This is a genomic window from Chromatium okenii (genome assembly GCF_016583745.1).
GTDB classification, from domain to species: domain Bacteria; phylum Pseudomonadota; class Gammaproteobacteria; order Chromatiales; family Chromatiaceae; genus Chromatium; species Chromatium okenii.
In genome coordinates this window covers 1-13,877 of record NZ_NRRQ01000050.1, presented here as the reverse complement: position 1 = coordinate 13,877, position 13,877 = coordinate 1, and the positions used below count along the sequence as shown (strand labels likewise).

Genomic DNA, 13,877 nt, shown 5'->3' with positions numbered 1-13,877 from the left:
ATGAGTACTTAAAGTCAGTCATCTCTGATTCTTGGGCTGTATTCAGCAAATCATCAAGCTATGCCAAGGGCTGGATAGAACAGTTCGTGCCTTGGGTGCTGTATGGTTAGTTTTGCGGACAACTATAATAGGATAATCTTTTCTACAATCAGAGCACCGCCTAATGTTGAAAATCAGCTCACTTCTTTTTAATAGAAATGATTTGCGAGGGCTGCACACCAAGCCGAGTTGCTGCGAGTGCTGCATCCAAAGCGGGAACAGAAACTTCAATATCTACTTCTACAGTTTCACCACTCTTTTTGTACTTCACTTTAAATGTAAACATTCAGTCGCTCCTTAAATTGAGAATAACCATACGATTACTGAAATCGCCATAATCAGTAGGATTTTAACGGTTTACCCATTCCAACATTAAAATGTTGGCATTTTTAACATGAGTCACAAGCCCAACATAACCCATTGATTGTTTTGTGACGGGTGCTAGGATAGAATCATCCCACCGAAGATAAAACCCACAAACACTCTACTTTTCCACTACTTTTAGGAGTATTTTATGCACATTCACGAAAAGCTCAAGGTGATGCGCCACTACAAGGGTTGGTCACAGGAAGAGATGGCAGAAAAACTTGGTTATTCATTGAACGGCTACGCCAAAATCGAGCGTGGTGAAACAGATGTTAAAGTCGATCAACTCAGTAGAATTGTAGAAGCACTTGGTACTGATTTACAGCATTTTTTAAGTTTAAACGATAACAATGTATTTAATCTGGTAGAAAGCTGTAATCATCATAACAATAACTCACACGGCAACATTTTTTTAACAGAAACCCAGTGCGCTCACGAGTTAGAAAAAGCACATTTACTGTTGCAAGAGCGCGATAAAGAAATTGAAAACTTAAAACAGCAAATCAGCCAGCTCAAACAGATCAATGCGCTGTTAGAAAAACACAATGCTGGCGGTTAAACGTGTGGAATGCAGGTTGCACCCCACACGCCGGCGCTATTATTTCTCGCGGGAATACGGCCAAGCGGAAATACCGCCTTCCATCACCTTCACATTATTCCAGCCATGCGCTTGTAAAATCGCCGCCACTTCATAACCACGCAACGACACGCGGCAATACACAATAATCTCAGTGCTGCGCTCTTGCGGCAATTCCTGTAAACGACTGCGCAATGCGCCCTGCGGAATTAAAACCTCACCAATTCCTAACCGCAATTCTTCAAATTCAGCCGGGGTGCGCGTATCAATAATGAAACAAGCCGCACCGCTATCCACCCGCTGTTTGACTTCCGTGACCGATAAACCCTGCATTCGTCCCAGCAGTTTATTTTCCAACACCTGCGCTGCGCTAATCACATGATCCAGCGCCAGTGAATACGGCGGCGCATACGGCAAATCGGCATTCACTAAATCCGCAACTTTTAATTGCCCCCGAATTGCCATCGCCACCGTTGCCACCCGTTTGCTGGCTTCGCCGGGACCGATGCACTGAAAACCCAATACGCGCCCACTTTTCCGATCAGCAATCATTTTGCTAATCAACAGTTTGCCCTGCATATACGGCGGAATATCCAGCCCAGCAATCGTCGCCGTTTCAATATCCAGCCCCAATTCCTGCGCTCGCCCGGCACTTAAACCGGTAAAGCCAACGGTGTAATCAAAAATTTTGCAGATGCCCGTATGCGTAATGCCCGGAAAAGTTGCGCTGCCAGTCGCAATCAGGTTTTGTCCAATCACGCGACCTTGTAAATTGGCAATATCGCCGTAAGGAGCGCGAACCTTTTCGCCAGTAATTAACGAAGTGCATTCAACGCAATCGCCGCCCGCATAAATATCGGGATCGGAAGTTTGCATGAATTCATTAACTGCAATTCCACCCGCCGCGCCGATTTCTAATCCCGCTGCTTGCGCCAGCCCGATATTCGGACGCACGCCGACTGCGACCACCGCTAATTGACACGGCAATTCGGTGCCGTTGTCGAGCTTGACGCCCGTCAGTGCGCCGTTATCGCCGAGGAACGCCGCCACGCCGTTGCCGGTGATGATGTCAGCGTCAAACCCGCGCACATGATTGGCGACCAATTTGGCGAGGTCTGGATCAAGAAAGGGCAGAATCGACGCGGTTTTTTCAATCACCGTCGTGTGAATGCCGGCCAAATGCAGCGCCTCGCACACCTCAAAGCCGATCAAACCGCCGCCGACCACGACCGCCCGCGTTGCCTGTTTTTGATCACGAATAGCGCGGATCGCGTCGGCATCGCCGAGTGAATGCAGGGTGTAAATCCCATTTAATTCTGCGCCCGGCAACGGCGGATATAACGCCGTCGCGCCAGTCGCAATCACCAATTTGTCATACGCCAACGTGCTCAATTCGCCGGTCGGCAGATGTTTGCAGGTGACGGTTTTGGCGCTGCGATCAATTGCCACTGCTTCAGTTAAAACCTTGGCGTCAATCCGTTTTGCGGCATTAAAAAAATTCGGATCGCGGACAATTCCTGCGGAGGTACAAATCAATTGATTGCGGTCATCAAAAACACCGCCGACGTAATATGGATAGCCGCAGGAAGCCATTGATAAATCGGCTTCTTTCTGAATGATGGTGATATTGGCGTGTTCATCCATCCGCCGCGCTTTTGCCGCAGCTTTCGGGCCGGCAGCAGAACCACCAATCACGACGATATTGAGGGGTTGAGAAGACATGAAATACTCCAAATAAAACACGATAGAAAATACAAACCATGCTGCACGGTGCGCCTGAGCGCAGCGGCACGCGCTGGGAATTATGCGACGAGTGCGGCTGATAAAGAGTTGAAAATCCGCAGTCGTCCGCTGCCGGGTGCGGGGTCGCGCCGCAGGTTGTCGGCACCTTCGACGCGGTAACTGCCTGAATTGTTTAAGCGAACTCTAAAATGCCCGGTCATAAAAGCAAAAACAGTGGATACAGATGCCGCAGCCTTTGGAGTTTTTGCTGACTTTTTTTGAATGTTTTGCTGTCACAGTTCACTTGATACGTTAATATAGCCGGGTGTTTTACCCGCTTACTTTTACGCAGCGTGGTGATTACACTTTGTAACATTCTTTCCACTACCTACCACGATAGAAACTATGCTTGATTACAGCTTACCCTCGAACAAAATTGAAGAACTGCGTGCAAAACACCGTCGTACCCACGACAAACGCGAAGCCGACCGCATTAAAGCGGTGATGCTTCTCGCTGCGGGTTGGTCGGTGAATGATGTCGCCGAAGTGTTACAGGTCAATCCGAATACCGTCCGCAATCATTTCCGTTGTTATCAAGAAGGCGGGATTGATGCACTTTAGTAGTTATCGCGGTTGAATTGAAACACAAAACGGTCGTCTTGTGACGCACAAGGCGACCGTTTTTTATTCAGCAACAACGGCTCGTTGCAATGGTAACGTGCTTATTTAACACGGGAATTTTAAGATGGGTTTATTCAGTGCTTTATTGGGCAATGCGTCAATTGTGAGCGCCGCTGACATGGCGCAGCAATTAGAACCAATTCTCGGCGCGAGCGAACAAGTTGAGTTAGCATTTCAATTGATCCGCGATCAATTTGTTTTCACCAACAAGCGCCTGATTTTAATTGATAAGCAAGGACTCACCGGACATAAAGTGGAATATCTGTCCATTCCTTATCGCTCCATCACGCGCTTTTCAATTGAAACGGCTGGACATTTTGATGCGGATGCGGAAATGAAACTCTGGATTGGCAACGATCCGCTGCCGATGGTGAAGGAGCTGCGCGGCAGTGACAATATCAGCGCCGTGCAAAAGGCGTTGGCAACCGCCGTTTTGGGCGCTTAATAACGTTGTGAATCACTGCGCTGCCGGTTATTGCAACCATAAACAATTGCCGCCAGTCGCCGCTGCAATTGCCGCTAATCGCGCTTCATGCGCCGCAGTGCTGGCTGCATCCGCCCGAATCACCGGCAACGGCGGGCGGTTGGCATCAAATTGACGCGGAGCGGTGGCTGCCATCGTTGCCGCGCTGCCGTCCGCCGTCGCGCCGCCCAGATGCAGCGTCACCTGCCCGCCGGTCATCGCCAAATACACTTCCGCTAAAATCTCGGCATCTAACAGCGCCCCGTGCAAGGTGCGCTGGGCGTTATCAATTTGATAGCGTTTGCACAGCGCATCCAAACTATTGCGCTGTCCGGGATGCCGTTGTCGCGCCAGCACCAGCGTGTCACAGACCGCACCGCGTTCGGCGATGGTCGGCAGCCCGGGTTGCCAGCGCCGCAGCTCGTGATTGAGAAAGCCGACATCAAACGGCGCGTTATGAATAATTAACTCGGCATCGCCGATGTAAGCTAAAAACTCGGCGGCGATCTCAGCAAAGCGCGGTTTATCGGCCAGAAAAGCGCGGGTAATGCCGTGAACTTTGGTCGCTTCGGCGTCGATCTCGCGCTCCGGCTGCAAATACTGATGAAAGCGGTTGCCGGTCAGCCGCCGATCCACCAATTCCACGCAGCCGATTTCAATCAAGCGATGACCTTCTTCTGCACTCAAGCCGGTCGTTTCGGTATCCAGCACAATTTGCCGCATTTTCAAACCTTTAGCGTTAAAATACCCTGATGCGCCAAGCGATCAGCGCGTTCGTTGTCCACATGCCCGGCATGACCCTTGACCCAGTGCCAGCGCACCTCGTGCCCACCCAGCGCCGCGTCGAGCCGTTCCCACAGATCACGGTTTTTCACCGGCTCCAGATTCGTCGTGCGCCAGCCGTTGCGCTTCCAGCGCGGCAGCCATTCGCTGACGCCCCGCTGCACATATTGCGAATCGGTGGTGACGGTGAGCGCGGTCGGACGTTTGAGGATTTCCAGCGCCGCAATCACCGCCATCAGTTCCATCCGATTGTTAGTCGTCTCGCGCTCGCCGCCGCACAATTCCTTCTCCAACGCCTGCCAGCGCAGCAACGCGCCCCAGCCACCCGGACCGGGATTGCCTTTGCACGCGCCATCGGTAAACACCTGCACTGCATCAGACATGATCAGTTCCATTTCTGCGTGTCGTCGGGCGCACTGCCGTACCCGTCAACAGCGGGCAGCGCCGTGACCACGCTGGTTTTAAGGGCGTGAGAATGGCGACCTGTTTCACGGCGCGGATCGCGTACACCCCGCCCAAAAATGGCCAAAAGCGTTGTCCCAACGCATCAAGCAGCGCACAGCCATCAGCGTCACGTTCAGACAACAGCGGACAAAACAGCAGATGCTCGCGTGCCTCCAGCGCAAATCCTGCCTGCGCCAGCCAATTTTCCACCTGCGCTGCCGTGTGCAACTGTCCCGATGCGGGCAACTGCTGGCGCATTCCCGGCCACCACCGCCACAGCCCGCCCACACTCAACGCATTAAATCCCAGCACCACCACGCGCCCATTCGGAATCAACACCCGCTCCGCCTCGCCCAGCACCTGCTGTGGCTCCGCGCTGCATTCCAGCGTGTGCAGCAGCAACAGCGCGTCCACGCTCTCAGTCGCCAACGGCAGCGCCGTCTCCGCGCCGATAATCGTCAACCCGTCGTAAACGCTGCCCGCCAGCGGCGTCACCAACACCTGCTGGCGAATCCGACTGGCGGCGATCACCTCCGCCGGCGGCGGCAGAGCGCCAACGTGTACCAAGTAATAACCAAAGACCGTCGCTAACAGCCGGTGGATACAGGCATTTTCCTGCCGTGCCACTGCCAGCCCCAACGGAGTGCGATACCAGCGGTGCAGCTCAAATAAAGCGGCTTGGTGGCGATGGCGATGCGCAGCAGTCATGCGGAAGTTCCTGAAAAATAAGGTTGCCCAACAGTTAGCAATATGCTAACTTTTGCTCACTATAAATAACTTTCGTACAAGGTATGGCCTACGTCCCCTTACGCAAGGCCGTTGCCGAACTTGGGCTACATCCCAACACGTTGCGCCGCTATGCCGACCACGGAATCATCGCCACCATCCGCAACGCCGCAGGACAACGTCTGTTTGACGTTGACGCCTATCTGCGCCGAGCCACGGATGCAGCCGTTATCATCTATGCCCGGGTCAGCAGCGCCAAGCAACGCGATGATCTCGCTCGACAAATCGAACGTCTGCGCTGCGTCTACCCGAATGCAGAAATCATCCAAGACATCGGCAGCGGACTCAATTTCAAGCGCCAAGGACTGCGTTCCTTACTGGAACGACTCCTGCGCGGCGATAAGCTCCGGGTTGTGGTTGCCCACAGGGATCGGCTCGCTCGGTTCGGCTTCGACCTCATTGCCTTCTTGGTCGAATACAACGGCGGCGAAATCGTGGTTCTCGATCCAGCAATTGCTCAATCCCGTGAAGCCGAACTCACCGCCGATTTACTCGCCATCCTTTATCACTTCGCTTGCCGACTGCATGGACGGCGAAGTCATCAAAGCCAAGCGCGTCAGAATTTACCCAACGATGGAGCAGAAGAACCTGTTTCGACAATGGTTCGGAACCTCGCGCTACGTTTACAACGCGACCGTCAAGCATCTCGGACTGCCCAAGGAGGAGCGGGCGGGACATTGGATGGGGGCGGCGAAGATCATTCTGCCGTCACTGCCAGATTGGGCGGGGTCGATTCCTTATCAAATCAAGAAGATTGCCATTGAAGACGCCTATCAAGCGTTCACCAATGGCGTCAGGAAGTGGAAACAGACCGGCGCACAGTTCGATCTTAAATTCCGCAGTCGTAAAAATCCGAAACAATCCTGCTTTATTCCGTCATCCGCATTGAGAGATGCCGGCATTTATCCGCGCATTGCCGAGAACCTCAAACGCGCCGAGGATTTCCCGGATAACCCGCGTGATTCGCGCCTGATCTGCGAACAAGGTCGGTGGTTTGTGATTGTCCCTTATCGTGTGCCTGTCATGCCGACCGAAAACCAAGGTCGCGTGGTGGCGCTTGATCCGGGCATCCGCACCTTTTTAACCGGCTTTGCCGAAGATCAGGCGTTCAAAATCGGTCAGGGTGATTTCGCCCGCATTGCCCGACTGTGCTATCACCTCGACCGGTTGCTCTCAAAAATCGCTAAGGCGAAATGTCGGCAAAAAGCGCGACTCAGGAAAGCTGCCCAGCGGCTGCGCTGGAAAATCAGAGACTTGGTAGATGAACTGCACTTCAAAGCGATCCGCTTCCTGCTGGACACGTTTGATCTAATCCTGCTGCCGACTTTTGAAACGCAAGCGATGGCGGTCAAGTCCAAGCGCAAGATTCGAGCAAAGTCAGTGCGGGCGATGCTGGGCTACGCTTTTTTCCGTTTCGGACAACGTCTGGAGTCTGCCGCAAAACGGGTCGGGAAAGTCGTGCTGCGGGTCAATGAAGCCTATACCAGCAAAACCGCCAGTTGGACTGGTGAAATCAAGCAGATTGGTGGCGCGAAGACGATCACGAGCGGTGGTCTCACCGTGGATCGTGATCTCAATGGCGCACGCGGGATTTTCCTGCGTGCTTTGGGAGATACACCCTCGCTCAGAAATGAGTGTGTATATGTTGGCGCTGGTGAGTAAGCGTTAGCATAAATGTATCGGCGCTCAAACGTGCAATTTGGCGTTGCTGAAATGGCGCAGTGACCACCAGCAATGGCTGGCAATGTCTGGAATTATCGCCGCCCTTTGCGTATGATGCGTCATCAATAAAATAAATTGTTACTTAATCAAGAAGTTAAGTAGCTTAAAAGAGGTACTCATGCTTGATGCGACACTTTTTGGACGCACCGCCTGTGCGCTAGGCATCCTGACCTTACCGATTCTTTCTGGCTGCGCGAAGCAGCCGACCGTGACCAACTCCACTTCTTATCAAGACACCTATGCCAATTCTGGTGCCGTGTCAGCCCGCGATTATGGCTTTGTCCGTCCCGCCCGCAGTGCCGACGAAATGGGCACTGCCGCCAGTCGTCGTCGCATCGTCCAACCCAACAACATGCTTGCCAGCGGTGGCGATCTGTGGAATCGGGTGCGAGCGGGAATGCGGCTTGATCTCCACGCCAACGCCCGCATCGACACCAAGTTTGACCAATTCCGCCGTGATCCGCGCTATTTAGAAAAGATGTCGGCCAAAGCCTCGCCGCATCTCCCCACCATCGTCAATGAAATCGAACAACGCGGCTTGCCGATGGAGCTGGCGCTGTTGCCGCATATCGAAAGCCGTTACAACCCCGCCGCCACCTCGCCCAAAGCTGCCGGTGGCATGTGGCAGTTCATGCCCTACACGGCGCGAGAAATGGGGCTGCGGCTGGATCAAAACTACGACGAGCGCCGCGATGTGCTCGCCTCAACCCGCGCCGCTCTGGATTATTTGGCGCAGATCAATCGGCGCTTCAAGGGCGATTGGGCGCTGACGATGGCGGCATATAACTGCGGCCCGGCGCGAGTCGCCGCAGCGATGGATGCGAATCGCCGCGCTGGTAAACCGACGGATTTTTGGGCGCTAGATTTGCCCACTGAAACGGAGCAGTACGTCCCGCAAATTCTCGCTGCCGCTCGCCTCGTCACCGATGCCCGCAAATATGGGCTGCGCTTGCCGGCAATTGCGGATCAGCAGCGCAGCGAGATGTTAGTGAGTCGGGAGCCGATGAATCTGGTCAAAGTTGCCACCACCAGCGGCGTTGAGTTTGCCGAGATTCAGCGGTTGAATCCTGAGATCAAATCGCGCTGGCTGGGCAACAAAGACATCACGCAATTGACCGTCCCCGCTGGCACCGGTGCCAAGTTGAGCGCCGCTTCCGCCAAAGTAGTGCAGGTCAAACCGCTGCCGGTGGTATTAGACCGCGCCAGCACCAGCCGCTCGCAACGACCATCTGCGCTGGCAAGTTTTAGTTCTGACAGTTAAATCAGCAGCTTATGGCTGATTCGCGCTTGATTTTGAGCAGTGGGCTACCACTGCTTTTGCTCCTCAGCTTGTTGGCGCTCACCATCGGCGCTGCACCTCTCACCTATGCTGAAGTCGCTGCCGGTCTGCTCGGCATTGGCAGCGAAGAACACCGTTTAATCGTCCAACAGATTCGGCTGCCGCGAGTGCTATTAGCGTGGCTGGTGGGTGCGGCGCTCGGTACTTCGGGCGCAGCATTACAAGGCTTGCTGCGTAATCCACTGGCAGAACCGGGGTTATTGGGCATTTCCGCCAGCGCCAGCCTCGGCGCGGTGCTGGTGCTGTCTTGCGGTCTCACCAGCGTGAATCTATGGCTGCTGCCGACGGGCGCGATGACGGCAGCGCTGGTGACGACGACGGCGCTGTATTTGTTGACGCGCCAACGTGCCAACAATTTGACGCTCATCTTGGCAGGCGTGGCGTTATCGGCACTCGCCAGTGCGTTGACATCGCTGGTGCTCAATCTCGCGCCCAACCCAACCGACGTGCAGGACATTGTGTTGTGGCTGCTGGGTTCGATCAGCGACCGCAGCCTGACTGATGTCTGGCTGTGTCTGCCGTTTGTGATCTTGGGACTGGGTTTGCTGCTCAGTTGCGCCCCAGCGTTAGAAGTGCTGGCGCTGGGTGAGGCAGAAGCCAGCAGTCTCGGCGTGGAGGTGGCACGAGTGCGCGGGCAAATCATCATTGGCGTGGCGCTGTGCGTCGGTGCCACCGTCGCCATCGCGGGCAGCATCGGCTTTGTCGGTTTAGTGGTGCCGCATATCCTGCGGCGGTTGGTCGCCCAACGTCCGGGTCGCCTGCTGTGGCCGAGTGCAATCGGTGGCGCAGTGCTGGTGGTGGTCGCAGATGTGATGGTGCGGCTGCTGGATACGCCGAAAGAATTGATGCTCGGCGTGGTGACGGCGCTGCTGGGTGCGCCCTTTTTTCTCGGCTTGGTGCTGCGGACGCGCAGTGAACTCGGATGACGGCAGCTCTCAGCGTTACGGCGCTCACCGTTCACAGCGGGCAGCGGCAGTTGGTGCAGGCGCTGTCGTTTCAAGTGCAGCGCGGCGAATTGCTGGGCGTGATTGGGCCGAATGGCGCGGGCAAAAGCACGGTCATAAAAGCCATCGCGCAGGTGCAGCGGTATCACGGACAGATCACGCTCAACGGGCAGATATTGGCGACGCTGCCGCCGTTAGAACGCGCCCGCCGCGTCGCCTATCTCAGTCAAGAAGATGCGCTGCAATGGGCGCTGACAGTGGAGGATTTCGTCAGCTTGGGACGGTATCCGCATCGCCGCTGGTGGAGCGATGAGCGCCAGCGGGCAACCGATCACGCGGCAATTGCCCGCGCTCTCCACGTTACCGACACTTGGGCACTGCGCCAGCGCCCGGTGACAACGCTGTCTGGTGGCGAACGGGCGCGAGTGCGACTGGCGCGAGTGTTGGCGGTGGAGGCGGCGCTGGTGCTGGCTGACGAACCGCTGGCGGCGCTTGATCCGCGTCACCAATTGCAGCTCATGGCGCTGTTGCAAACGCACTGTCGGGCGGGAATCAGCATCATCTTGGTGCTGCACGATTTGACCTTGGCGAGCCGTTTTTGTGATCGCCTGCTGTTGCTGCAACACGGGCAACTGATCGCCAGCGGTGCGCCGACTGCCGTATTGACGGCTGCCAATTTGCGCACGGTCTACGGCATCGCGGCAGTGGCAGGTGAATATCAGAATCAGGCATATTTATTGCCTTGGGCAGCGGTAGATGCCGCTGACACTTGACAACTGACAACTGCTAACGTAATCAACTACTTGCGTTGGCAACCGCATCACCCTCAGTCACTTTGGAGCCATTTTTGTGAGCGATTCTCAACGACTGCTCGATCAAGCCCACGCCCTACAGCAGACCGGACAAACGGAAGCAGCGGAATGGCTGTATCGGGCGGTGCTGGCGCTCGATGCCGATCACGCCGCTGCCCATCATTATTTAGGGCTGATTGAATGCGACACCGGTCAACCCGAGTCCGGGCTGGCACATTTGCAAGCCGCCGTTGCTGCCGCGCCCGCGAGCGATAACTACCGGCTGGCGCTGGCAACTGAGTTGGCGCAGCAGCAACGCCCAGTTGAGGCGCTGGAAGTGTTGACCGCTGCGCCGACGCCGCTCACGACTACGACGGCGCTGGAATTACAGCAGCAACTCACGCAGATTCTCAATCCACATCAAGCGGTTACAGCGGCAGCACTGCTGAATGGCAACGCGGCGGCAGCCGATACTGCGGCGGAGACGGAATTATTGGTGACGCTCGCTGACGGGCTGCGGATGTGGGTGCCCGCCGATATTCACGCCTTAACGACGTATGTCTTGTTGGAGCAGGGCGACTGGCACGAGCGCACGGAGCTGGCGCTGGTGCGACGCCTGATTGCGCCGGGCATGGTCATCGTCGATGGCGGGGCGCAACACGGCGTTTACAGCTTGACGGCAGCGCAGCAGTTGCAAGGTAGCGGCGCGGTGCTGGCGCTGGAACCGACCGCTCGTGCCGCGCAGTTGTTGGCGCACAGCGTGACGGAAAACGGTTTTGACGCGCTGATCACGGTGCTGCCGCTGGGTTTGGCGGCGCAGTCTGGCACGGCGGAAATCAGCGTCTATGCCGACCGCAAGCCCAACAATTTGGATGGACAACGCCGCACGGAAATAGTCAATCAATTGACGTTGGATGCGTTAATGCACGTTCCGCAGTGGCAATCGGGAATGAATGTTGACTTTTTGCGCTTAAATGTTGACGGTTTAGCGGCGAGTGTTTTGTTCACCGGGCGCGAATTCTTTGCGGCGCAGTCGCCATTATTGATGCTGCGAGTGACGGGCGGAGCTGCGATTCCCAGCGCGTTGCTTGAAGCGATGAAACTGTTAAAGATGACGCTCTATCGCATCGTGCCCGGATTGAATGCGTTAGTCGCAGTGAACGTGGCACAGTCTTTGGATAATCATCAACGCAATTTATTTGCATGTCGGGCAGAGCGGGCGCAACAATTGCAAGCACGCGGATTATTGCTCAATGCGGCGGAGGCTCAATCATGAATCAAATGCTGTGGCCAGTACGATTAGCTGATTATGCGTATGCGCAGTCATTATTGATTGGCTGGCAAATCGCCGATCATTCTAAAGATAAGCATTGGAAGCTATTTGAAACTGCGTTGGATAGTTATTTACGTTCGCAGGATGACAAGCTGGCGCTGGAGGCGCGTTATCACGCTTTATTGGAGAGTCTTGATCAATTCAAAACGCTGTTTGCGCTTGGCGATGGACACCTTGCCACCCAGATGATTTTTATCAGGATTTTATTTGATTTAGGTGAAGATGCTGCTGCAATTGCGCAGATTGAATCTTTGGTGCAAACAATGACGTGGTTATTAGAACCGCTGCATGAAGATTTACGGATTCAAATCAATCGCCCATTTTTACCGTTGCTGCACGAATGCGATCAACGCCCGTTGCGCGGTGATTTGGGTACTTGGATACAAGCGGCAGTGATTGAAGCGTTAGAAATCAAACGCGCCCCGTCTTCTTATTTCCAGAATGATTTGTCATTACTAAAAAAACTGGCAGCCAATCCGAATCGCGGCGCTGAAATGGCACGACGGGAACGCTTATTGCGGTTGCGGCTCGGATTACCAAAAGCAGTCGCTACCGTCACGCCGCTGCCGACGCGCAGAAAACAAATTGATCCGAATGCGGCGGTGTGGGAATCTCTCGAACGCCAAGCGCAAATTTGAGGATGAAACGCGAATGAAAGCGGTGATTCTGGCAGGTGGTTTGGGAACGCGGATTGTGGAGGAATCGCATCTGCGCCCGAAGCCGATGGTTGAAATTGGCGGGATGCCGATTATCTGGCACATTATGAAACTGTATTCATATTACGATGTGAATGAGTTTATTATTTGCTGCGGATATAAAGGCTATGTGATTAAAGAATACTTTGCCAATTACTTTCTCCATATGTCAGATGTCACCTTTGATGTTGCGAATAATCAAATGGAAGTGCATCAACGCACGGCGGAACCTTGGAAAGTAACGCTGGTGAATACCGGCGCCGAGACGATGACCGGCGGACGTTTGAAGCGGATTGCAGAATATGTGCGCGATGAAACTGCGTTTTGTTTTACTTACGGCGATGGCGTGAGTGATGTCAACATTCAAGAATTGATTGCGTTTCATCATGCACATGGACGTTTAGCGACTGTTACCGCAGTGCAAGCACCGGGGCGCTATGGCGCAATTGAACAGATTGGCAATGAAGTGACTGGCTTTATTGAAAAACCACGCGGCGATGGCGGTTTAATCAATGGCGGATTCTTTGTGCTTTCTCCACATTGTCTCAATTTGATTGCGGATGATACGACCAGTTGGGAAGGTGAGCCATTAGCGCAATTAACTGCGCAGCGGCAATTGATGGCGTATGACCATTTTGGGTTTTGGTTGCCAATGGATACGCTGCGCGATAAAAATCAATTAGAAACGTTGTGGGCATCCGGGCAAGCGCCTTGGAAATTGTGGCGTTGAGCGCGCGCTTTGATGCAACGCCTTAGGCATCCATGCCGCAGTCGTTGCATCATTTTTCAGGTGTAACATCCTGAAATTGCTCAACCAGCCGACTCGAAATCCCTTTTCAAAGGGATTGATGAGTAAACGATATGCGTAGAGTTCAAGAACACACCTTGGGGTGCTTCACCAGCTCCAAGCCCTGTAACCAGATCGTTAAACAGCACAGTGCGCGGCAATGGGCAGTGCGATTTGGAAATACTGGCGCATATCTCGGCGAGGTGACATTTACACCTTCGGGTGCGCTCGTAAGAGCTGACTGCCGGGAAAGTCCGGCACTTCATTGAGAGGCTAAATGTCAGGAACCGTATGATTATATTCCGCGACGCAGCTACCCGCTGTTTTTAGCACGAGAGGCTTTGCAGGCCGTCATCACGGACATTCACCAACGCGCCCTACATCCCCAAGTGGTTGGGCACTCAG

General features: G+C 54.4%; 16 protein-coding genes and 2 pseudogenes. 13 read left to right on the top strand and 5 right to left on the bottom strand.

Features of this window, described 5'->3' with window-relative positions:
- Nucleotides 1-178 precede the first annotated feature (178 nt).
- The gene (locus CKO12_RS13155) at nt 179-325 is read right to left on the bottom strand and encodes a hypothetical protein (RefSeq protein ID WP_200155187.1); all 147 of its coding nucleotides are present in this window, start codon (nt 323-325) and stop codon (nt 179-181) included.
- Between the two features lie 228 nt (nt 326-553).
- On the opposite strand from CKO12_RS13155, the gene CKO12_RS13150 reads away from it, so the two are divergent.
- Nucleotides 554-964 (top strand): helix-turn-helix domain-containing protein, encoded by a 411-nt coding sequence (locus tag CKO12_RS13150; RefSeq protein WP_200155186.1) that lies wholly within the window; start codon nt 554-556, stop codon nt 962-964.
- A gap of 39 nt (nt 965-1,003) precedes the next feature.
- Here the strand turns inward: CKO12_RS13150 and CKO12_RS13145 are convergent, their stop codons facing one another.
- Nucleotides 1,004-2,704 carry an FAD-dependent oxidoreductase gene (locus CKO12_RS13145; RefSeq protein WP_200155185.1) on the bottom strand — a complete coding sequence of 567 codons (1,701 nt, stop codon included), beginning with the start codon at nt 2,702-2,704 and terminating at the stop codon, nt 1,004-1,006.
- Between the two features lie 405 nt (nt 2,705-3,109).
- On the opposite strand from CKO12_RS13145, the gene CKO12_RS13140 reads away from it, so the two are divergent.
- Together CKO12_RS13140 and CKO12_RS13135 are read left to right on the top strand one after the other, a co-directional pair.
- Nucleotides 3,110-3,325, top strand: coding sequence for a helix-turn-helix domain-containing protein (locus CKO12_RS13140; protein WP_200155184.1), 216 nt, complete (start codon nt 3,110-3,112; stop codon nt 3,323-3,325).
- Between the two features lie 124 nt (nt 3,326-3,449).
- Nucleotides 3,450-3,830: a PH domain-containing protein gene (locus CKO12_RS13135; protein ID WP_200155183.1), complete on the top strand. Its 381-nt coding sequence runs from the start codon at nt 3,450-3,452 to the stop codon at nt 3,828-3,830.
- Between the two features lie 27 nt (nt 3,831-3,857).
- On the opposite strand, the gene dnaQ is transcribed toward CKO12_RS13135, so the two are convergent.
- Genes dnaQ through CKO12_RS13120 form a run of 3 tightly spaced genes read right to left on the bottom strand, consistent with a single transcriptional unit; the run spans nt 3,858 to nt 5,783 of the window.
- Entirely contained in the window at nt 3,858-4,571 is a 714-nt protein-coding gene (gene dnaQ / locus CKO12_RS13130) for a DNA polymerase III subunit epsilon (protein ID WP_200155182.1), read from the bottom strand.
- Between the two features lie 2 nt (nt 4,572-4,573).
- On the bottom strand, nt 4,574-5,014 hold the full coding sequence (rnhA, locus tag CKO12_RS13125; protein ID WP_200155181.1) for a ribonuclease HI: 441 nt from the start codon (nt 5,012-5,014) through the stop codon (nt 4,574-4,576).
- Complete coding sequence (locus tag CKO12_RS13120; protein ID WP_200155180.1) at nt 5,007-5,783, bottom strand: methyltransferase domain-containing protein; 777 nt, start codon at nt 5,781-5,783, stop codon at nt 5,007-5,009. Before CKO12_RS13120 ends, rnhA begins: the two co-directional genes overlap by 8 nt.
- Nucleotides 5,784-5,866: 83 nt before the next feature.
- Here CKO12_RS13120 and CKO12_RS13115 point away from each other — a divergent pair.
- The 10 genes and pseudogenes from CKO12_RS13115 to CKO12_RS13075 all read left to right on the top strand — a co-directional run.
- Nucleotides 5,867-6,406, top strand: a pseudogene (locus CKO12_RS13115) (IS607 family transposase); the annotation flags it as partial.
- Nucleotides 6,387-6,449 (top strand): annotated as a pseudogene (locus CKO12_RS15425) (hypothetical protein); the annotation flags it as partial. The pseudogenes CKO12_RS13115 and CKO12_RS15425, both read left to right, overlap by 20 nt.
- The gene (locus tag CKO12_RS13110) at nt 6,450-7,523 is read left to right on the top strand and encodes an RNA-guided endonuclease TnpB family protein (RefSeq protein ID WP_420826843.1); all 1,074 of its coding nucleotides are present in this window, start codon (nt 6,450-6,452) and stop codon (nt 7,521-7,523) included.
- A gap of 178 nt (nt 7,524-7,701) precedes the next feature.
- Nucleotides 7,702-8,844 (top strand): transglycosylase SLT domain-containing protein, encoded by a 1,143-nt coding sequence (locus CKO12_RS13105; RefSeq protein ID WP_200155178.1) that lies wholly within the window; start codon nt 7,702-7,704, stop codon nt 8,842-8,844.
- Between the two features lie 11 nt (nt 8,845-8,855).
- Nucleotides 8,856-9,848 (top strand): FecCD family ABC transporter permease, encoded by a 993-nt coding sequence (locus CKO12_RS13100; protein WP_200155177.1) that lies wholly within the window; start codon nt 8,856-8,858, stop codon nt 9,846-9,848.
- Nucleotides 9,845-10,639 carry an ABC transporter ATP-binding protein gene (locus tag CKO12_RS13095; RefSeq protein ID WP_200155176.1) on the top strand — a complete coding sequence of 265 codons (795 nt, stop codon included), beginning with the start codon at nt 9,845-9,847 and terminating at the stop codon, nt 10,637-10,639. The genes CKO12_RS13100 and CKO12_RS13095 overlap by 4 nt, the downstream gene beginning before the upstream one ends.
- A gap of 76 nt (nt 10,640-10,715) precedes the next feature.
- A complete protein-coding gene (locus tag CKO12_RS15285; RefSeq protein ID WP_200155175.1) occupies nt 10,716-11,933 on the top strand; it encodes an FkbM family methyltransferase in 1,218 nt (405 codons plus the stop codon).
- The gene (locus CKO12_RS13085) at nt 11,930-12,628 is read left to right on the top strand and encodes a hypothetical protein (RefSeq protein ID WP_200155174.1); all 699 of its coding nucleotides are present in this window, start codon (nt 11,930-11,932) and stop codon (nt 12,626-12,628) included. Before CKO12_RS15285 ends, CKO12_RS13085 begins: the two co-directional genes overlap by 4 nt.
- Before the next feature lie 13 nt (nt 12,629-12,641).
- A complete protein-coding gene (rfbF, locus tag CKO12_RS13080) occupies nt 12,642-13,415 on the top strand; it encodes a glucose-1-phosphate cytidylyltransferase (protein ID WP_200155173.1) in 774 nt (257 codons plus the stop codon).
- A 131-nt stretch (nt 13,416-13,546) separates the two neighbouring features.
- Nucleotides 13,547-13,741 carry a hypothetical protein gene (locus CKO12_RS13075; protein WP_200155172.1) on the top strand — a complete coding sequence of 65 codons (195 nt, stop codon included), beginning with the start codon at nt 13,547-13,549 and terminating at the stop codon, nt 13,739-13,741.
- Nucleotides 13,742-13,877 lie beyond the last annotated feature (136 nt).